This is a genomic window from Hymenobacter segetis (genome assembly GCF_038448715.1).
GTDB classification, from domain to species: Bacteria; Bacteroidota; Bacteroidia; order Cytophagales; family Hymenobacteraceae; genus Hymenobacter; species Hymenobacter segetis.
The window spans coordinates 42,140-61,873 of the sequence record NZ_JBCEVZ010000017.1 but is presented as its reverse complement, the minus strand read 5'-3'; the positions used below and the strand labels follow the sequence as shown (position 1 = coordinate 61,873).

Annotated in this window: 17 protein-coding genes and 1 tRNA gene; all 18 read left to right on the top strand. The window is 54.9% G+C overall.

Going from position 1 to position 19,734, the window contains the following annotated elements; genetic code table 11:
- Window positions 1-61 precede the first annotated feature (61 nt).
- The 18 genes from AAFH49_RS09300 to rplW all read left to right on the top strand — a co-directional run bounded on the left by AAFH49_RS09300 (window position 62) and on the right by rplW (window position 19,708).
- Window positions 62-132, top strand: a tRNA-Trp gene (locus AAFH49_RS09300).
- A gap of 62 nt (window positions 133-194) precedes the next feature.
- Window positions 195-389: a preprotein translocase subunit SecE gene (gene secE / locus AAFH49_RS09295; RefSeq protein ID WP_342297542.1), complete on the top strand. Its 195-nt coding sequence runs from the start codon at window positions 195-197 to the stop codon at window positions 387-389.
- Between the two features lie 12 nt (window positions 390-401).
- A complete protein-coding gene (gene nusG / locus AAFH49_RS09290; protein ID WP_342297541.1) occupies window positions 402-968 on the top strand; it encodes a transcription termination/antitermination protein NusG in 567 nt (188 codons plus the stop codon).
- Between the two features lie 121 nt (window positions 969-1,089).
- Window positions 1,090-1,533 (top strand): 50S ribosomal protein L11, encoded by a 444-nt coding sequence (gene rplK, locus AAFH49_RS09285; RefSeq protein ID WP_342297540.1) that lies wholly within the window; start codon window positions 1,090-1,092, stop codon window positions 1,531-1,533.
- A gap of 20 nt (window positions 1,534-1,553) precedes the next feature.
- Complete coding sequence (gene rplA / locus AAFH49_RS09280) at window positions 1,554-2,252, top strand: 50S ribosomal protein L1 (RefSeq protein ID WP_342297539.1); 699 nt, start codon at window positions 1,554-1,556, stop codon at window positions 2,250-2,252.
- A 15-nt stretch (window positions 2,253-2,267) separates the two neighbouring features.
- Window positions 2,268-2,816: a 50S ribosomal protein L10 gene (gene rplJ, locus AAFH49_RS09275; RefSeq protein ID WP_342297538.1), complete on the top strand. Its 549-nt coding sequence runs from the start codon at window positions 2,268-2,270 to the stop codon at window positions 2,814-2,816.
- Window positions 2,817-2,879: 63 nt separating this feature from the next.
- Complete coding sequence (gene rplL / locus AAFH49_RS09270) at window positions 2,880-3,260, top strand: 50S ribosomal protein L7/L12 (protein WP_068191708.1); 381 nt, start codon at window positions 2,880-2,882, stop codon at window positions 3,258-3,260.
- A gap of 276 nt (window positions 3,261-3,536) precedes the next feature.
- Window positions 3,537-7,406 carry a DNA-directed RNA polymerase subunit beta gene (gene rpoB, locus AAFH49_RS09265; RefSeq protein ID WP_342297597.1) on the top strand — a complete coding sequence of 1,290 codons (3,870 nt, stop codon included), beginning with the start codon at window positions 3,537-3,539 and terminating at the stop codon, window positions 7,404-7,406.
- A gap of 390 nt (window positions 7,407-7,796) precedes the next feature.
- Window positions 7,797-12,149 carry a DNA-directed RNA polymerase subunit beta' gene (gene rpoC / locus AAFH49_RS09260; protein ID WP_342297535.1) on the top strand — a complete coding sequence of 1,451 codons (4,353 nt, stop codon included), beginning with the start codon at window positions 7,797-7,799 and terminating at the stop codon, window positions 12,147-12,149.
- A 388-nt stretch (window positions 12,150-12,537) separates the two neighbouring features.
- Complete coding sequence (locus AAFH49_RS09255) at window positions 12,538-12,861, top strand: DUF3467 domain-containing protein (protein ID WP_046245258.1); 324 nt, start codon at window positions 12,538-12,540, stop codon at window positions 12,859-12,861.
- 183 nt (window positions 12,862-13,044) lie between these two features.
- A complete protein-coding gene (gene rpsL, locus AAFH49_RS09250) occupies window positions 13,045-13,476 on the top strand; it encodes a 30S ribosomal protein S12 (protein WP_068191715.1) in 432 nt (143 codons plus the stop codon).
- 96 nt (window positions 13,477-13,572) lie between these two features.
- The gene (gene rpsG, locus AAFH49_RS09245) at window positions 13,573-14,040 is read left to right on the top strand and encodes a 30S ribosomal protein S7 (RefSeq protein WP_035567919.1); all 468 of its coding nucleotides are present in this window, start codon (window positions 13,573-13,575) and stop codon (window positions 14,038-14,040) included.
- 102 nt (window positions 14,041-14,142) lie between these two features.
- Complete coding sequence (fusA, locus tag AAFH49_RS09240; protein WP_342297532.1) at window positions 14,143-16,281, top strand: elongation factor G; 2,139 nt, start codon at window positions 14,143-14,145, stop codon at window positions 16,279-16,281.
- A 39-nt stretch (window positions 16,282-16,320) separates the two neighbouring features.
- A complete protein-coding gene (gene rpsJ / locus AAFH49_RS09235) occupies window positions 16,321-16,626 on the top strand; it encodes a 30S ribosomal protein S10 (protein ID WP_035567915.1) in 306 nt (101 codons plus the stop codon).
- 96 nt (window positions 16,627-16,722) lie between these two features.
- Window positions 16,723-17,991, top strand: coding sequence for an O-antigen ligase family protein (locus AAFH49_RS09230; protein WP_342297530.1), 1,269 nt, complete (start codon window positions 16,723-16,725; stop codon window positions 17,989-17,991).
- Between the two features lie 161 nt (window positions 17,992-18,152).
- Window positions 18,153-18,773, top strand: coding sequence for a 50S ribosomal protein L3 (gene rplC / locus AAFH49_RS09225; RefSeq protein ID WP_196291005.1), 621 nt, complete (start codon window positions 18,153-18,155; stop codon window positions 18,771-18,773).
- A gap of 9 nt (window positions 18,774-18,782) precedes the next feature.
- Entirely contained in the window at window positions 18,783-19,421 is a 639-nt protein-coding gene (rplD, locus tag AAFH49_RS09220) for a 50S ribosomal protein L4 (protein ID WP_245115527.1), read from the top strand.
- Entirely contained in the window at window positions 19,421-19,708 is a 288-nt protein-coding gene (gene rplW, locus AAFH49_RS09215; RefSeq protein ID WP_035567908.1) for a 50S ribosomal protein L23, read from the top strand. Before rplD ends, rplW begins: the two co-directional genes overlap by 1 nt.
- Window positions 19,709-19,734: the final 26 nt, after the last annotated feature.

The window sequence follows — 19,734 nt, the reverse complement described above, 5'->3', positions numbered from 1 at the left end:
TTCTGTTTCTCTTACCTTTGCACTCCCTTTAGCGAAATGCGCTATGTGGGAATGTTTAAAAACGAGTGTGGTGCAGCGGTAGCATACGGGTCTCCAAAACCTTTGACGGGAGTTCGAATCTCTCCACTCGTGCAATTTGGGCCAGTTGGTCCGCTCCATGTTATTTCAGCGGCAACGCTGTGTTTTTCATCACAATGGACAAACTGAGCAATTATTTCCGCACCACCATCGAAGAGATGCGCTACAACGTAACGTGGCCCTCGACGACGGAACTGCAAAAAAGCGCCGGCTTGGTGCTGATTGGTTCGCTCGTGTTTGCCGTGGTGGTAGGTATCATGGATGTCAGCTTTGAGTCGGTACTTAAAGCGTTTTACAACTCGTTTCGCTAATCAGCAATCAAGATGGGCGAATTGAAATGGTACGTGGTACGCTCCGTGAGCGGCCAGGAGAAAAAAGCCAAAAATTACCTCGAAACGGAGCTCGGTCGGCACAACCTGACCGAGCTTGTTCCGCAGGTACTGATTCCGGTAGAGAAGGTGTTTGAGATGCGCAACGGTAAGAAGCGCGTCCGCGAGCGGAACCTCTACCCCGGTTACATCATCATCCACGCCGACCTCGGCCACGGTGAAGTTGACCACATCATCACCAGCACGCCCGGCGTGATTGGTTTCCTCGGTGACAAAGACAAGAAAGACGCATCGAACAACAAACCTGTTCCGCTGCACATTTCGGAAGTCAATCGCATCCTCGGCATCGTGGATGAAGCCGAGCAGCAAGCCGATGCTACCCTCGACAAGCCTTACGTAGTGGGCGAACTCGTGAAAGTGGTAGACGGCCCCTTCAACGGCTTCTCCGGCAATGTGGATGAAGTATTTGAAGAGCGTAAGAAGCTGAACGTAGTGGTGAAAATCTTCGGCCGCTCGCAGCCGGTAGAGCTCAGCTACACCCAAGTAGAAAAAGAGGTTTAAACAACCCATCGATTATACCACGCCGACTGATTGCTCCGGGTCGGCGGGGCTTCCAAATAGGAGTTTACTAAACTGAGGCAAGCGCGAGTTACGACGCAGGAGTCCCAGCCAAACCAATCAAATGGCCAAAGAAATCAGAGGTTATCTGCGTCTGCAGATAAAGGGAGGCTCAGCGAACCCATCGCCGCCGGTAGGACCTGCACTTGGTAGCAAAGGCTTGAACATCATGGAGTTTTGCAAGCAGTTCAATGCTCGCACCCAAGATAAAGCCGGCCAAGTTTGTCCTGTACTCATCACCATGTACACCGACAAGTCGTTCGACTTCGTGGTGAAGACGGCACCGGCTCCGGTGTTGCTCATGGAAGCTGCTAAGTTGACGAGCGGTTCGAAAGAGCCTAACCGTAACAAAGTGGGCTCCGTGACGTGGGACCAGGTGCGTACCATCGCCGAAACCAAAATGCCTGACTTGAACGCTTTCCAAGTAGAAGCCGCCATGAAGCAGGTAGCTGGTACGGCCCGCAGCATGGGTATTACCATCAAGGGCGATTCTCCTTTTGCTGAATAATTAAAAGGAAAAACGAACAGATGGCACAAGTAAGCAAAAAGCGCAAGGAAGCCCTTGCCAAACACGACCTGACGCAAATGCGCAGCCTCGTGGAAGCCGCAGTCGTGGTGAAGGACATTACCTACACCAAGTTTGACGCTTCAGTTGATATTGACGTTCGCCTCGGCGTGGACCCCCGCAAAGCGGACCAGATGGTTCGTGGCGTGGCCACCCTGCCCCACGGCACCGGCAAAACCGTTCGCGTTCTGGCTCTGGTTACTCCCGACAAGGAGGCCGAAGCTCTGGCCGCCGGCGCCGACTTCGTGGGTTTGGACGACTATATCTCGAAAATCGAGAAAGGCTGGACCGACATCGACGTAATCATCACCATGCCCGCCGTAATGGCTAAGGTAGGTCGCCTGGGCCGTGTGCTCGGTCCCCGTGGTCTGATGCCGAACCCGAAGTCGGGCACTGTAACGACCGATGTAGCCAAGGCTGTGCAGGAAGTGAAAGCTGGTAAAATCGACTTCAAAGTTGACAAAACCGGTATCATTCACTGCTCGGTGGGTAAAGTATCGTTCGACCCGAAGATGCTGGCCGAAAACGCCCTGGAGGTAATCCAGACGTTGGGTCGCCTGAAGCCTTCGTCTTCGAAAGGCACTTACATCAAGAGCATCACGCTCTCGAGCACGATGTCGCCCGCCGTTCCAGTGGACAGCCAAGTAAATTCCGCTAGCTAATTAAACCAACCAAACATGACTCGGGAAGAAAAACAAGCCCTCGTGGATGAGTTGAGCGGAAAAATGCAATCGCACAACTCGTTTTACATCGTCGATGCTTCGGTGATGTCGGTAGCGAAAATCAACGACTTCCGTCGTCTGGCGTTCAACCGCGGTCTGGAATACAAGGTGTACAAAAACACCTTCATCCGGAAAGCACTGGACACGCTCGGCCACGATACGTCGGAGATGGATGCCGCGCTGAAAGGCCAGTCGGGCGTGTTGTTCTCTACGGAGAGCGGCTCGGCTCCTGCCAAAATGCTGCGCGACTTCTATAAAGCCCAAGCTTACCCCCGCGGTGCTACCCCCAAGCCCGTGCTGAAAGGCGCTTATGTTGATGCTAGCATCTACATCGGTTCCGACCAGCTCGAAGGCCTGACCAGCATCAAAGGCAAGCAGGAACTGCTCGGTGAACTCATCGGTCTGCTCCAGTCGCCCGCCAAAAATGTTATCTCGGCTCTTCAGAGCGGTGGCAACAAACTGGCCGGCATCCTCAAAACCCTCAGCGAAAAAGAGGCCGCTTAATAAGCTGCTTTTTCGCACCCCCATTAAATTTTCAACAACACATTTTTTTAACAATCTACAGAAATGGCAGATTTGAAAGCATTCGCTGAGCAGCTTGTAAACCTGACGGTGAAAGAAGTAAACGAGTTGGCAACCATCCTGAAGGACGAGTACGGCATCGAGCCCGCTGCTGCTGCTCCCGTAATGATGGCCGGTGGTGGCGCTGCTGCTGCTGACGAGGCTCCCGAGGAGAAGACGTCGTTTGACGTTATCCTGAAGGCTGCCGGTGGTGCCAAACTGGCTGTGGTGAAACTGGTGAAAGACCTGACCGGTCTGGGCCTGAAAGAAGCCAAAGAACTGGTTGACGGTGCTCCCAAGCCCCTGAAAGAAGGCGTAACCAAAGACGAGGCTGAGTCGCTGAAGAAGCAGCTCGAGGAAGCCGGTGCTGAAGTAGAAGTTAAGTAGTTTCTGCTCCTGAAGCATCTCCGGACCCGCTTCGAATAAGGATTAGACCTGGCAACTTAGCCAGGTCTTTTCCTGTTTGTAGTGTGTCAAAAGCGCGAGCTTTCTAGTTCGCGCTTCTTTGCGTCAGCTAACGTCACTGTTTACGTGCGCGTTAGGGAGTGCCAGGTGCTGCTTGGCAACGCTGACGAGCCGCCCCAGCGGTTTCCTTTATTACGCTTCTGTGTCCATCTTTTAATCCCCATCGCATTGGCTACACCGAAAGCAAAGACGGCCGCCCTGAAGAAAACGGCCGCCGAGCGAATCAATTTCGCCAAGATTAAGAAGGTTATCGAGTACCCGGACTTCCTGGACGTGCAAGTGCGCTCGTTCCAGGAATTCTTTCAGTTGGAAACCGCTGCTGAGCGTCGTTCTAACGAAGGATTGTTCAAAGTGTTCGCCGAGAACTTCCCGATTTCGGACTCGCGCGAAAACTTCGTGCTCAACTTTATCGATTACCACGTCGACCCGCCGAAATATTCGGTTGACGAGTGCATCGACCGTGGTTTGACTTATTCGGTTCCGCTGAAAGCCAAGCTGCGTTTGATTTGCAATGATAAGGACAACGAGGACTTCGAGACGATTGAGCAGGAGGTGTTCCTCGGGAACATCCCGTACATGACCGTAAAGGGCTCGTTCGTTATCAACGGCGCCGAGCGTGTTATCGTATCGCAGTTGCACCGCTCGCCGGGCGTGTTCTTCGCCCAGAGCAAGCACACGAACGGCACCAAGCTGTATTCGGCCCGCATTATTCCGTTCAAAGGTTCGTGGATTGAGTTTGCCACGGACGTGAACAACGTGATGTACGCGTACATCGACCGGAAGAAGAAATTCCCGGTGACGACGCTGCTTCGCGCCATCGGCTACGGCACTGATAAGGACATTCTCGACCTGTTCGGTTTGTCGGAGGAAGTGAAGTCCGACAAGAAAAACCTCAAGAAAGCCGTTGGTCGCAAGCTGGCTGCCCGGGTGCTCCGCACTTGGACGGAAGACTTCGTGGACGAAGACACCGGCGAAGTAGTATCGATTGACCGCAACGAGGTGTTGCTGGAGCGCGATGCGACGATTGAGGAAGCTGATATCGACGTGATTCTGGAGGCCGGCGCGAAGTCGGTTATTCTGCACCGCGAGAATGTGAACATTGCGGATTTCGCAATCATTTACAACACGCTGCAGAAGGACAACTCCAACTCGGAGAAGGAAGCTGTTGAGCAGATTTACCGTCAGCTCCGGAACACGGAGGCTCCTGACGAAGAAACTGCCCGTGACATCATCCAGAAGCTGTTCTTCTCGGACAAGCGTTACGACCTCGGCGAGGTGGGCCGCTACCGGATTAACAAGAAGCTCCAGATTGGCATGGACCAGGAGTCGCGGGTGCTGACCAATGAGGACATTGTGCTCATCGTGAAGTACCTGATTGGCTTGAGCAACTCGAAGGCCATTGTCGATGACATTGACCACTTGAGCAACCGTCGCGTGCGGACCGTAGGCGAGCAGCTTTACGCTCAGTTTGGCGTGGGCCTGGCCCGGATGGCGCGTACCATCAAGGAGCGCATGAACGTGCGTGACAACGAGGACTTCAAGCCGGTGGATTTGATTAACGCCCGGACTTTGTCCAGCGTTATCAACTCGTTCTTCGGTACGAACCAGCTGTCGCAGTTCATGGACCAAACCAACCCGCTGGCCGAGGTGACGCACAAGCGTCGCGTATCGGCGCTCGGGCCGGGAGGTCTGTCGCGGGAGCGTGCTGGCTTCGAGGTACGTGACGTTCACTACACGCACTACGGTCGTCTTTGCACGATTGAAACGCCGGAAGGACCTAACATTGGTCTGATTTCGTCGCTGTGCGTGCACGCTCGCGTGAATGCCATGGGCTTCATCGAAACCCCTTACCGCGACGTGAAAGGCGGCAAGGTGGACATGAGCCCCAACGTGAAATTCCTGACTGCTGAGGAAGAGGACACCCACCACATCGCGCAGGCCAACTCCCTGCTGGATGAAGGCGGCAACCTGACCCAGGAGTTGGTGAAAGGCCGTTTTGAGGGTGACTTCCCGGTGGTGAACCCGTCGGAGTACTCCTACATGGACGTGGCCCCGAACCAGATTGTTTCGGTAGCTGCCTCGCTGATTCCGTTCCTGGAGCACGATGACGCCAACCGAGCACTGATGGGCTCGAACATGCAGCGCCAGGCAGTGCCACTTTTGCGTCCCGAGGCTCCGATTGTGGGTACGGGTCTGGAAGGCCGCATTGCCAGCGACTCGCGTACCCTGATTATGTCGGAAGGCGAAGGCGTGATTGATTACGTGGACGCCAACAAAATCGTGGTGAAGTACGACCTCACGGAGGACGACATCATGGTGAGCTTCGACGCCGAGCGTATTACGTACGACCTCATCAAGTTCCGTCGCACCAACCAGGACACCTGCCTCAACCTGACGCCGCTCGTGAAGCGCGGCGAGCGGGTGACCAAAGGCCAGGCGCTTTGCGAAGGCTACGGCACCAACCAGGGCGAACTTGCTCTGGGCCGCAACATGCAGGTGGCATTTATGCCGTGGCAGGGCTACAACTTCGAGGATGCCATCGTCATCTCGGAGCGCGTAGTTCGCGACGACATCTTCACCTCGATTCACATTGAGGAGTTTGAGTTGGAAGTGCGCGAGACCAAGCGCGGCGAAGAAGAGCTGACCTCGGAAATTCCGAACGTGAGCGAAGAAGCTGTCCGCAACCTCGACGACAACGGCATTATCCGCCTCGGCGCGGAGGTGAAAGAGGGCGACATTCTGATTGGTAAAATCACGCCGAAAGGCGAGACGGACCCAACTCCGGAAGAGAAGCTGCTCCGTGCCATCTTCGGCGACAAGGCCGGCGATGTGAAGGATGCTTCGTTGAAAGCGCCGCCCTCCTTGCAGGGTGTGGTTATCGGCACCAAGCTCTTCTCGCGTCCTAAGAAAGACAAAAACCTCCGGGCTAAGTCGAAGAAGGAAGTGGAAGATTTGAAGGCGACCTACGCGCAGGAACTGCGTGGTGTGAAAGCCATCATGATTGACAAGCTGGTGCAATTGCTGGAAGGCAAAACGTCGCAGGGCATCAAACACCGCTTCGGCGAGGAGATGATTGCCAAGGGCGTGAAGTTCAACCGCAAGAACATCAACGAGGGGATGTTCCCCGAGAAGAACCCCTACAAGGACGAAAGCAACTACGCCGTTCCGGAAGAAGTGAACCTGTTTAAGGACCTGATTCTGGAAGGCTGGACGGCTGATGCCCGCGTGAATGGTCTGGTGCTGGAGCTGGTGCGTAACTACGCCAAGCGCCGCAACACCATCACCGCGAAATTCAAGCGTCAGCGCTTCACCCTGGAAGTGGGCGACGAACTGCCCGCTGGCATCGTGCAGCTTGCCAAAGTTTATATCGCCAAGAAGCGCAAGCTGAAGGTGGGTGATAAAATGGCCGGCCGCCACGGTAACAAGGGTGTAGTAGCCCGCATCGTGCGCGATGAGGACATGCCCTTCCTGCCCGATGGCACCCCGATGGACATCGTGCTGAACCCGCTTGGTGTACCAAGCCGGATGAACATCGGTCAGATTTACGAGACCGTACTTGGCTGGGCTGGTTTGAAAATGGGTCGCACTTATGCTACCCCGATTTTCGACGGCGCTACCGAGGACGAAGTAGCTCGCGAATTGACCGAGGCTGGCTTGCCCGACTGGGGCCGTGCTTACCTGCACGATGGTCTGAGCGGTGACCGTTTCGACCAGCCGGTGACGGTGGGCGTGATTTACATGCTCAAACTGGGTCACTTGGTTGACGACAAGATGCACGCTCGCTCCATCGGGCCGTACTCGCTCATCACGCAGCAGCCGCTGGGTGGTAAGGCGCAGTTCGGTGGCCAGCGCTTCGGCGAGATGGAGGTGTGGGCATTGGAGGCCTTCGGTGCTTCCAACGTGCTGCAGGAAATCCTGACCGTGAAATCGGATGACGTGGTGGGCCGTGCCAAGGCGTACGAAGCCATTGTAAAAGGCGACGTTCTGCCCAAGCCGAACATCCCCGAGTCGTTCAACGTGTTGCTCCACGAACTCCGTGGTCTGGCACTCGAAATCACGATGGAATAGTGAATTGCTGCAGTTGCGGCCGGGGCGCAAGCTTCGGCCGCAACTCGCGGTTTGTCTGCCGGCAGGCAACAGGAGGCGCTGATTGAGCGACTCTGGTAACGAAAGGTGAGAAAACGCTTCGGTGAAAGAAGCTGGGGAAGCTGTTCCGAGATATGGTCAGTTCAGCATCAAAGCTCCCTAAGCAACTTAATCGAAGGCCTTCCCGCCGTTCTGCTCTGCCGTCAGATTTAATAAATAGACCTTTTAGAAGTGCCTTTGCTCAACATACCTATCTGTTCCGCAAAGGCACTTTTCTAAGCGTCAAACTGTTTGGAACTCTTGCATTCTTCTGGCGAAGAATGAGGCGTCAAACAGCTCAAAGCCAACAGCTATCAGCTTAAAACCAATCAAATGGCTTTCGCAAAAAACAAGAAAATAGTTCAGGACTTCTCCAAAGTCACTATTTCGCTGGCCTCGCCCGAAGCAATTCTGGAGCGCAGCACCGGCGAAGTGGTGAAGCCTGAAACCATCAACTACCGCACGTACAAGCCCGAAATGGGTGGCTTGTTCTGCGAGCGGATTTTCGGCCCTGTGAAGGACTGGGAATGCCACTGCGGTAAGTACAAGCGCATCCGCTACAAGGGCATTATCTGCGACCGTTGCGGCGTGGAGGTGACCGAGAAGAAGGTGCGTCGGGAGCGCATGGGCCACATCGAATTGGTGGTGCCCGTTGCCCACATCTGGTACTTCAAGTCGCTCCCCAACAAAATCGGCTACCTGCTGGGCCTGCCCACCAAGAAGCTCGATCAGATTATCTATTACGAGCGGTACGTCGTCGTTCAGCCCGGTTCGCTGGCTGAAGAAGGCGTGCAAGTGCTCGACTTCCTCACCGAGGATGAATACCTGGACATCATCGACAAACTCCCCCGGGAGAACCAGATGCTGCCCAACGAGGACCCCAACAAGTTCATCGCCCGCATGGGTGCCGATGCCCTGCACATGCTGCTAGAGCGCATCAACCTGGACGAGTTGAGCTACTCGCTGCGTGACTCGGCTGCCCACGAAACCTCGCAGCAGCGGAAGGCAGAAGCCCTCAAGCGTCTGCGCGTAGTGGAAGCTTTCCGCGACGCTGCTACCCGTGTGGAGAACAAGCCCGAGTGGATGGTTATCCGCATGGTGCCGGTGATTCCCCCAGAACTGCGCCCGCTCGTTCCGCTCGACGGTGGCCGTTTCGCCACTTCCGACTTGAACGACCTGTACCGTCGCGTTATCATCCGCAACAACCGCCTCAAGCGCCTGATTGAAATCAAGGCTCCTGAAGTGATTCTGCGGAACGAGAAGCGCATGCTGCAAGAAGCTGTTGACTCCTTGTTCGACAACTCGCGTAAGGTGAACGCCGTGCGCGCCGAAGGCAACCGTGCCCTGAAGTCGCTGTCCGATATGCTGAAAGGCAAGCAGGGCCGCTTCCGTCAGAACCTGCTCGGTAAGCGGGTCGATTACTCGGGTCGTTCGGTAATCGTGGTGGGTCCGGAGCTGAAACTGCACGAGTGCGGTCTGCCCAAGAACATGGCGGCCGAGCTGTTCAAGCCGTTCATCATCCGCAAGCTCATCGAGCGCGGCATTGTGAAGACGGTGAAATCGGCTAAGAAAATTGTGGACCGCAAGGACGCTGTGGTGTGGGACATCCTGGAAAATGTGCTGAAAGGCCACCCAGTGCTCCTCAACCGGGCTCCTACGCTTCACCGTCTGGGCATCCAGGCGTTCCAGCCGCGCCTCATCGAGGGCAAGGCTATCCAACTGCACCCCCTCGTTTGTACGGCCTTCAACGCTGACTTTGACGGTGACCAGATGGCTGTGCACGTGCCCCTCGGCCCGGCCGCTATTCTGGAAGCCTCCATGCTCATGCTGGCCTCGCACAATATCCTGAACCCTGCCAACGGCGCGCCCATCGCGGTACCGTCGCAGGACATGGTTCTGGGTCTGTACTACGTAACCAAAGGCAAGCGCAGCACCGAAAACGAGAAGATTGTCGGTGAAGACCGGGTTTTCTACTCGGACGAAGAAGTTGTGATTGCCATCAACGAAGGTCAGCTTTCGAAGCACGCCTTCATTAAGGTGCGGACGCAGATTCGCGACGAAAACGACGATTTGGTAACCAAAATCGTGGATACCGTTGCCGGCCGCGTGCTGTTCAACCAGCTCGTGCCGGAAGAGGTAGGTTTCGTGGACGAGCTGCTGACGAAGAAGAAACTCCAGCAAATCATCTCGACGGTGTTTAAGCGCACGGGCATGGCTCGTACCGCGCAATTCCTTGATGACATCAAGACCCTTGGTTTCCAGTCGGCCTACAAAGGCGGCTTGAGCATGGGTCTGGGCGACATCAACATCCCGAAAGAGAAGGACGAGCTGGTGCTGCAAGCCCAGAACGACGTGAAGGCGGTAACCCAGAACTACCAGATGGGTCTGATTACCGACAACGAGCGTTACAACCAGGTTATCGACATCTGGACGCGCATCAACAACCAGATTACGGAAACGTTGATGGGCCGTCTGGAGAAGGAAAATCAGGGCTTCAACTCCATCTACATGATGATGCACTCGGGAGCCCGTGGCTCGCGCGAGCAGATTCGTCAGCTGGGCGGGATGCGTGGCCTGATGGCCAAGCCCCAGAAGTCGCTGCAAGGCTCGATTGGCGAGATTATCGAAAACCCGATTCTGTCGAACTTCAAAGAAGGCCTCGACGTAATCGAGTACTTTATCTCGACGCACGGTGCCCGTAAAGGTCTGGCTGATACGGCTCTGAAGACGGCCGACGCCGGCTACCTGACCCGTCGTCTGGTGGACGTTTCGCAGGACGTCATTGTGAACGAGCCGGACTGCGGCACGCTGCGCGGTATCGAAACCTTTGCGTTGAAAGACAACGAGGACATCGTGGAGCCACTGGCCGAGCGTATCCTGGGCCGCGTGACGGTTCACGATATCATCGACCCGCTGACCGGCGACGTCATCCTGACTTCGGGTTCCGAAATCAAGGAGGACACCACCCGCCGCATCGATGCCACGAGCATCGAATCGGTGGAAATCCGCTCGGTGCTGACTTGCGAAAGCAAGCGCGGCATCTGCGCCAAGTGCTACGGCCGCAACTTGGCTTCGGGCCGCATGGTGCAGCGTGGCGAGGCCGTGGGTGTTATCGCCGCGCAGTCGATTGGTGAGCCCGGCACGCAGCTGACCCTGCGTACCTTCCACGTAGGTGGTACGGCTTCCAACATCGCCGTTGAGTCGAACATCAAAGCCAAATTCGCTGGTGTGGTAGAATTCGAAGACGTTCGTACCGTCGCCACCGTGACGCCGGAAGGCGTGAAGGGTGCCGTGGTAATGGGCCGCTCGGGTGAAATCCGCATCGTGGAGAAAGGCACCGGCCGCGTCTTCACTTCCAACCACGTTCCCTACGGCTCGTTCATGCTCGTATCGGAAGGCCAGGAAGTAGATAAAGGCACGGAGTTGAACACTTGGGACCCCTACAACGCCGTTATTCTGGCCGAGTTTGATGGTACCGTTCAGTTCGACGCCATCACCGAGGGTATCACTTTCCGTGAGGAATCGGACGAACAGACCGGTCACCGCGAGAAGGTGATTATCGAATCGAAAGCCAAGGACCAGAACCCGTCCATCATCATCCGCCCCGGCAAAAAGGGCGATGCCGAAGGTCAGAAAGCCTACAGCATCCCGGTGGGCTCGCACTTGAACGTTGAGAATAACGAGAAAATCACGGCTGGTCACATCCTCGCCAAGATTCCTCGCTCGGTGGGCAAGACCCGCGACATCACCGGTGGTCTGCCGCGTGTGACGGAGCTTTTCGAAGCCCGGAACCCGTCGAACCCCGCTGTAGTATCGGAAATCGACGGCGTCGTAACCTACGGCACCGTGAAACGCGGTAACCGTGAAATCTACGTCGAGTCGAAAGACGGTGTCAAGAAGAAGTACATGGTGCCGCTGTCGAAGCACATTCTGGTGCAGGACAACGACTTTATCCGCGCCGGCATGCCGCTGTCGGATGGTGCCATCACGCCTTCGGATATCCTGAGCATTCAGGGTCCCGGTGCCGTGCAGGAGTACCTCGTGAACGAGATTCAGGAAGTGTACCGCTTGCAGGGTGTGAAAATCAACGATAAGCACATCGAGGTGGTTGTTCGCCAGATGATGCAGAAAGTGGTGATTCTGGATGCGGGTGACACGTCGTTCCTCGAAAATCAGGTGATTGATAAAATCATCTTCATGGCCGAGAATGACATGATTATCGACATGAAAGTGGTGACCGAAGCTGGTGATTCGAGCAACATGAAGCCTGGTCAGATTGTGACGGCCCGTCGCCTCCGCGACGAGAATAGCAGCCTGAAACGCCGCGACCTTGCCCTCGTGCAAGTGCGCGACGCGCAGCCTTCGGTTTCGCGCCCCACGCTGCAAGGCATCACGCAGGCCTCGCTGGGCACGCAGTCGTTCATCTCGGCCGCTTCCTTCCAGGAGACGACCAAGGTGCTGAGCGAAGCTGCCATCCGTGGCAAGGCCGACCAGTTGTTGGGCTTGAAGGAGAACGTAATCGTCGGTCACCTCATCCCGGCCGGTACCGGTCTGCGCGAATACACGCGTCAGATTGTCGGCTCGAAAGAGGAGATGGAGGCTGCCCAAGCCGCCCAGGCTGCCGAAGCTGCCGTTCCCGCCAAACGCCCCAGCCGTGCTGGCAAGCGCGAAGTGTCGGCTGAGTAATCTGCCGTAGGTTTGTAATGGAAAAGCCGACTGGGGTATCCCGGTCGGCTTTTTCTATTTTACTTTACGCCAGACCTCATTCCACACTTCTACCTAAAACTTCAATTTGATGCATTGGATTCTCTGGCTTGTAATTGGCTTACTGTTCATAGTAGCGTTAGTTATGGTGTTGAACAGAAAGTCATCCTCTACAAGAAAAAGAGGTGCTTTAGTAGCACTCATATTGGCTATTGCAGGTCCTCCAATAATTGGTGACGCAATGGGATGGTTTATCTTACTCATTCCTGTTCCAATGCTAGTTGGGATTTATACATTGATTTTCTTCCCCAAAAACCAGAGCTAACGAGTAATGATATCATTGTTCGGGCTTTTCTAATAAACCAGAATCATGCAACCAACTGACCAAAACCCGGACCCCAACGCCATCAATATCGAGCTTTCCGAAGCCATGGCCGAAGGCGAATACGCCAACCTCGCCATGATTGCGCACAGTAACAGCGAGTTCGTGATTGATTTCATCCGCATGATGCCTGGCCTGCCCAAGGCCAAGGTAAAGGCACGCATCGTCGTCACGCCCGAGCACGCCAAGCGCCTCCTGCAAGCCCTCACCGAGAACATCGAGCGGTTTGAAGCCGCTTTCGGCACCATCAAGATGCAAAGCGAAGCCCCCAGCTATCCGATGAACTTCGGCGGCGCGGTAGGGGAGGCGTAAGCTGAACCAGACGCTCTAGCTGCGAAAGCGCCTCCATTTTTCAGTGGAGGCGCTTTCGATTTTCGGACAAAACGGACACTCTTAAAATTAACATCCTCACCCTGTTTGCTATTGCGGCGAAATAATCCTACCTTTGCAAGCCAAATTTTAGGGGCAAACGGCTCCAAACAAACCATTCGCTAAATGCCAACCATCAATCAGTTAGTACGGAAAGGCCGTGAGGCTTTGACTACCAAGTCGAAGTCGCCCGCCCTTGATTCGTGCCCGCAGCGTCGGGGCGTGTGCACCCGTGTGTACACCACCACGCCTAAGAAGCCGAACTCGGCTATGCGCAAAGTGGCCCGTGTGCGCCTTACCAACGGTAAGGAAGTAAACGCATACATCCCCGGTGAAGGCCACAACCTCCAGGAACACAGCATCGTGCTGATTCGTGGTGGCCGGGTTAAAGACTTGCCAGGTGTTCGCTACCACATTATCCGTGGCGCCCTGGACACCGCCGGTGTAAGCGGCCGCACGCAGCGCCGCTCGAAGTACGGTGCCAAGCGTCCGAAGCCGGGTCAACCCGCCGCAGCAGCTGGCAAGGGTGGCAAAGGCGCACCCGCTAAAAAGAAATAAATAGAATTAGTAGCAAGTAGTAAGTATTGAGTAGTGAGACCAATACGGTCTTGCTACTTATTACTCAATACTTACTACTACATACTTACTACTATCATGAGAAAGTCAAAACCGAAGAAGCGCATCTTGCTGCCGGACCCTAAGTACAAGGAGACGCTGGTAACCCGTTTCGTGAACTACATGATGTACGACGGCAAGAAAAACCTGGCGTACACCATCTTCTATGACGCCTGCGACCTCGTGGAGCAGCGCACAAAGGAGAGCGGCCTCGAAATGTGGCGCAAAGCGTTGAACAACGTGATGCCCACCGTGGAAGTGAAAAGCCGCCGCGTAGGTGGTGCCACCTTCCAGGTTCCGATTGAAGTGCGCGCCGACCGCCGCATTTCGGTAGGTGCCAAATGGATGATTCAGTACGCCCGTCGTCGTGGTGAGAAGACCATGAAGGACAAGCTGGCTGGCGAAATCATTGCTGCCGCCAAAGGCGAAGGTGCTGCCGTTAAGAAAAAAGACGACACCCACCGCATGGCCGAGGCTAACAAAGCCTTCTCGCACTTCCGTTTCTAAACAAGTGCGAATGACTGAATGGGTGAATGAGTGAATGTTTCTAAGCGGAACCATTTACCTCATTCACCCATTCAGCCATTCACTCATTCACTTATCGTAACAATGGCCGTTAACAAAGACCTCTATTACCTCCGTAACATCGGGATTATGGCGCACATCGACGCCGGTAAGACCACGACGTCGGAGCGTATTCTGTATTACACGGGTAAAACCCACAAAATCGGGGAAGTGCACGATGGTGCCGCCACGATGGACTGGATGGAGCAGGAGCAGGAGCGCGGCATCACGATTACCTCGGCTGCCACTACTACCTTCTGGAACTACCCCACCGATATCAAGGGTGACCCGACTGCTGACACCAAGCAGTACAAAATCAACCTGATTGACACTCCCGGCCACGTTGACTTCACGGTAGAAGTAGAACGTTCGCTACGTGTGCTCGACGGAGCTGTGGCCCTGTTCTGCGCCGTTTCGGGCGTTGAGCCCCAGTCGGAAACCGTATGGCGTCAGGCTGACAAGTACAAAGTGCCCCGCATTTGCTTCGTCAACAAGATGGACCGTGCCGGTGCCGACTTCTTCAAGGCCGTTAATGAAATCAAAGACAAATTGGGTGCTAACCCGATTCCGTTGCAGATTCCGATTGGCGCTGAAGACACGTTCAAAGGCGTAGTTGACCTGCTGACTGGCAAAGCCATTGTGTGGGACGACAAAACCGAAGGCAAATCTTACGACGAAATCCCCGTTCCCGAGGACCTCGTTGAAACGGTAGCCGAGTGGCGTCAGAAGCTCGTGGAGAGCGTAGCTGAGTACGATGACGCGTTGCTGGAGAAATTCTTCGACAACCCCGATTCCATTACGAAAGAGGAAATGATGGTTGTTATCCGCCAGGCGGTTATCGACATGAAATTCTCGCCCGTATTGTGCGGTTCGGCTTTCAAAAACAAGGGTGTTCAAACGATGCTGGATGCCGTTATGGCTTACCTGCCTTCGCCCCTCGACATGCCCGCCATCATCGGTACCCACCCCGAAACTGGTGAGGAAATCGAGCGTCACCCCGACAACTCGGAGCCTTTCACCGCCCTGGCGTTCAAAATTGCTACTGACCCGTTCGTAGGCCGTCTGTGCTTCTTCCGCTGCTACAGCGGTGTGCTGGACTCGGGCTCGTACGTGCTCAACAACCGCACCGGCAAGAAGGAGCGTATCTCGCGCCTCATGCAGATGCACTCCAACAAGCAGAACCCCATCGACAAGATTCAGGCCGGTGACATTGCTGCAGGTGTTGGTTTCAAAGACATCAAAACCGGCGATACGCTGACCGACGAGAAGAACCCCATCGTCCTCGAGTCGATGAGCTTCCCCGAGCCGGTAATTGGCTACGCCATCGAGCCTAAGACGCAGGCTGACGTTGATAAAATGGGCATGGCAATCGCCAAGCTCATCGAGGAAGACCCCACGCTGAAAGTTAACACCGACCCCGAAACGGGCCAGACCGTTCTCCGTGGCATGGGCGAGTTGCACTTGGAAATCATCATCGACCGCATGCGTCGCGAATTCAAAGTGGAAATCAACCAGGGCGCCCCAATGGTGGCCTACAAGGAGATTCTCACCAAGAAAGTCGACCACCGCGAAACCTACAAGAAGCAGACCGGTGGCCGCGGTAAATTCGGCGACATCGTGTTCGAACTCGGCCCGAAAGAGACCGAGCCCGAAAAGCCCGGCTTCGAGTTCGACAACGCCATCGTGGGTGGTGTTATCCCCCGCGAATTCATCCAGCCGATTCAGAAAGGTTTTGAAGAGGCCATGAAGCAAGGTCCGTTGGCCGGCTTCCCGATTGAGGGCATGAAAGTGCGTCTCTATCACGGTTCCTTCCACGACGTTGACTCGGACGCCCTGTCGTTCGAACTCGCCGCCCGTGGTGGTTTCCGCGAAGCTGCCCGTCAGGCTGGCCCGAAATTGCTCGAGCCCATCATGAGCGTGGAAGTGGTTTGCCCCGACGAGTACACGGGTCCCGTAACCGGTGACTTGAACCGTCGTCGTGGTCTGATGAAAGGCATGGACACCAAAGGCGGTGCCCAGCTGATTAAGGCCGATGTGCCGCTGTCGGAGCTGTTCGGTTACGTAACCGCCTTGCGTACGATTTCGTCGGGTCGTGCTTCGGCATCGCTCACGTTCTCGCACTATGAGCAAGTGCCGAGCAACCTGGCTGAAGGCATCATCGCTAAAGTAAAAGGCAACAAATAATACCGGTCACTAACTTGGTCAATCGGACCAAAACCCCCAATGAACCAGAAAATTCGCATTAAGCTGAAGTCCTACGACCACAACCTCGTAGACAAATCGGCCGAGAAAATCGTGAAAGCTGTGAAGGCCACCGGTGCCATCGTTAGCGGCCCGATTCCTTTGCCGACCCAAAAGGAAAAGTTCACCGTGTTGCGCTCGCCCCACGTGAACAAGAAGAGCCGGGAGCAGTTCCAGCTTTGCACCTACAAGCGCCTCGTGGACATCTTCTCGACCTCGTCGAAGACTGTAGATGCCCTGATGAAGCTGGAATTGCCCAGCGGCGTTGACGTAGAAATCAAAGTCTGAGGCACCGATTTCAGTCTTAATTGAGTTAAAGCCCCACCGTGATTCGTCGCGGTGGGGCTTTTTCTTTCGAACTTGCGCTGCCACTACTGAATATTCATGCCGTCTCTTTTTTCTCTTAAGCGAATACACCAGTCAGCGTTCTTCTTTTGTGCCTGCATTATCATCAGCATTTTCCTAGTCAATTGGCTACGGGTAGCGCTGGGTATTGCAATGGGAGGATTGGCGGTGACGAGCGTGATTTTCGCGTTGGTGCATAAACGCATTGCTAACCGCACGTTGTGGCCCGTCTTCGGGAGCATCGCAATGGTTTTTGTATTGCATGTGATGGCCGGATTTCATACCCGAGCCGATAATATGGACGAGTATCGATTTGACCTGGGAATGCAGATGCCATTCCTGATTCTGCCGCTTTCGTTCTGGCTATTGCCCGCGTTGCCCAGCCGCTACTTACGCCGGTTATGGGGAATTTTTATCGCCATGACGGTGCTGGCAGCTTTGGGTGCCACCATTAACTATCTGTTGCATGCCCAGGAAATCAACGAGTCCTACATGCACTCTAAAGTGATGCCGACTGAGCCGGACCATATCCGCTTCAGCATCATCATCACAATGGCTATTGCCGCCGCCGTTCTGCTACTTGCCCATCAGGCAATATCACAGGCATGGCGTAGTTGGGTTAAAGCTGCCATTGTAGGGCTGGCGCTATTCCTGCACCTGCTAGCTGTGAGAAGCGGGGAGATGACCTTTTACGCTTTGGGTGGAATGGTCGTGCTATGGCTGGCTTTTTCCAGAAACCAATGGAAGAAGGCCATGCTTTTAGCTGTAGCATTGATATTGCTACCCGTGGTGAGCTACCTAGTATTTCCCACCTTCCGCAATCGGGTCTACAATACTCAGGAAGATGTGAGCAAAGTGCAGGAGAGTTCCGAAGGGAAGAATTTCTCCATCTCGGCCCGGGTGTATTCGTACCAAGCGGCACTTGCAGTGTGGCGTGATAATAAGCTGGTAGGAGTGGGGAAGCCAAACCTAGAAGGTGAAATGGCCAAGCGCTATGCTAAGCTGTACCCGCAGCTCACGCCGGAATTCTACATTCTGCCCCACAACCAATACCTGTACAATCTGGCGGCTTATGGCGCTATTGGATTGCTCATATTCTGCCTCAGTCTGTTCTATCCCGCTTGGTGGGCGCGCTGCAAACATGCGCCTTTGCTATTAGCGCAATACGTCAGCATTGCCTTATCATTCCTTGTCGAATACACGCTGGAAACACAGGTGGGCCTTGCATTCGTGGTTTTCTTCCTGCTTCTGGCGCTACAGGGCCTGATGCCATGCGAAGAGAGTGACCCAACCTGGCGGCCGGCGTAAACCGGGCCGCAAATAGCCTCTTTTAGAAAGCTAACAGCCTCACTGAGAAAATATTTCTACCCATCATTGTGATAGCCCGGGCTTTTTTTCTATCTTTGCACTCCCTTAGCGAAAACGGCACTCGGCCGTTTTCTTTTTGTGTTCATTAATAACCAAATAGAATGCCTGGCATCATCGGTAAAAAAATCGGTATGACAAGCCTCTTCACTCCGGACGGGAAAAACATTCCCTGCACGCTCATCGAAGCGGGTCCGTGCGTAGTGACGCAGGTTAAGACTATCGCGAATGACGGTTACACCGCCATTCAAATTGGGTACGGCGAGAAAAAAGAGAAGAACACCACCAAAGCTTTGGTTGGTCACTTCAAAAAAGCCGGTACGACCCCCAAGAAAAAATTGGTTGAATTCCGCCTCGACGCCGAATCGACCTACGCCGCTGGCGCTACCATCGACGCGACTCTCTTCGAAGAGGGCGAGTTTGTGGACGTAGTAGGCACTTCCAAAGGCAAGGGTTTCCAGGGTGTTGTAAAGCGTTACAACTTCCAGGGTGTTGGTGGCCAGACCCACGGTCAGCACAACCGCCTGCGTCACCCCGGTTCTATCGGTGCTTGCTCCTGGCCTTCGCGCGTATTCAAAGGAATGCGCATGGGTGGCCGCATGGGCAATGACCGCGTGAAAGTGCAGAACCTGAAGGTGATGCGCGTAGTAGGCGACAAGAACCTGATTCTGGTGAGCGGCTCGATTCCCGGCGCGAAGAATTCTTACGTGGTAATCGAGAAATAGACTAGTACGATGGAACTCGCAGTATATAACCTCAAAGGCGAAGACACCGGCCGCAAAGTGACCCTGTCTGACGCCATCTTCGGTCTCGAAGTAAACGAGCACGTGATGTACCTGGACGTGAAGCAGTACCTGGCCAACCAGCGCCAGGGCACGCACAAGTCCAAGCAGCGCAACGAGGTGCACGGCACCACGAAGAAACTGAAGAAACAAAAAGGTACGGGCGGTGCCCGCGCCGGCAGCATGAAGTCGGGTGTGTTCGTAGGTGGTGGCCGGATGTTCGGTCCGCAGCCCCGCGACTACAGCTTCAAGCTGAACAAGAAGACCAAGCGCGTAGCTCGTTTGTCGGCTCTGTCGAGCTTGGCGAAGGATGGCAAAATCTCCGTTGTGGAGAACATTGCCATGTCGGCTCCCCGCACCAAGGACTTCGTTGCCATCCTGGACGGCCTCAAGCTGACCAACGGCAAAAAGACCATGCTTGTAACCGGCGAGGTGAACAAGAACGTCATCCTCAGCGCCCGCAATCTGCAGAAAGTGAAAGTGTCGACGCCCATCGGCCTCAACACCCACGACCTGTTGAACACGGACACGCTCCTGATTTCGGAAGACGGCATGGCTTCATTGGTTGAACTCTATAGCACCGCCGAATAATGAGCACGCTGAAACGCCCCATCGTTACCGAAAAGGCCACCGGCCTCAACGAGAAAGGTCGCTACACCTTCGAAGTGGAGCGCACCGCCAACAAAGTGCAAATTAAGAAGGACATCGAAACGCTGTACGGCGTGACGATTACCGACATCAACACGATGCGCACTATTGGCAAAATGAAGTCGAAAGGCACCAAAGGCGGCCAGGTTTCCGGTCGTCGCGCCCACGGCAAGAAAGCCATTGTTACCGTGAAAGAAGGCGATGTTATCGACTTCTACGGCAACCTCTAGGCCGCAAAGCTTCGCCTCAAATTTTT

Coding starts and splice junctions, on each gene's coding strand:
- rplL (WP_068191708.1), top strand. CDS start 2,880: ATGGCAGATTTGAAAGCATTCGCTGAGCAGCTTGTAAACCTGACGGTG.
- rpsJ (WP_035567915.1), top strand. CDS start 16,321: ATGAACCAGAAAATTCGCATTAAGCTGAAGTCCTACGACCACAACCTC.
- secE (WP_342297542.1), top strand. CDS start 195: ATGGACAAACTGAGCAATTATTTCCGCACCACCATCGAAGAGATGCGC.
- rpsG (WP_035567919.1), top strand. CDS start 13,573: ATGAGAAAGTCAAAACCGAAGAAGCGCATCTTGCTGCCGGACCCTAAG.
- AAFH49_RS09255 (WP_046245258.1), top strand. CDS start 12,538: ATGCAACCAACTGACCAAAACCCGGACCCCAACGCCATCAATATCGAG.
- rpsL (WP_068191715.1), top strand. CDS start 13,045: ATGCCAACCATCAATCAGTTAGTACGGAAAGGCCGTGAGGCTTTGACT.
- rplK (WP_342297540.1), top strand. CDS start 1,090: ATGGCCAAAGAAATCAGAGGTTATCTGCGTCTGCAGATAAAGGGAGGC.
- rplA (WP_342297539.1), top strand. CDS start 1,554: ATGGCACAAGTAAGCAAAAAGCGCAAGGAAGCCCTTGCCAAACACGAC.
- rplC (WP_196291005.1), top strand. CDS start 18,153: ATGCCTGGCATCATCGGTAAAAAAATCGGTATGACAAGCCTCTTCACT.
- rplD (WP_245115527.1), top strand. CDS start 18,783: ATGGAACTCGCAGTATATAACCTCAAAGGCGAAGACACCGGCCGCAAA.
- fusA (WP_342297532.1), top strand. CDS start 14,143: ATGGCCGTTAACAAAGACCTCTATTACCTCCGTAACATCGGGATTATG.
- nusG (WP_342297541.1), top strand. CDS start 402: ATGGGCGAATTGAAATGGTACGTGGTACGCTCCGTGAGCGGCCAGGAG.
- AAFH49_RS09230 (WP_342297530.1), top strand. CDS start 16,723: ATGCCGTCTCTTTTTTCTCTTAAGCGAATACACCAGTCAGCGTTCTTC.
- rplW (WP_035567908.1), top strand. CDS start 19,421: ATGAGCACGCTGAAACGCCCCATCGTTACCGAAAAGGCCACCGGCCTC.
- rpoC (WP_342297535.1), top strand. CDS start 7,797: ATGGCTTTCGCAAAAAACAAGAAAATAGTTCAGGACTTCTCCAAAGTC.
- rplJ (WP_342297538.1), top strand. CDS start 2,268: ATGACTCGGGAAGAAAAACAAGCCCTCGTGGATGAGTTGAGCGGAAAA.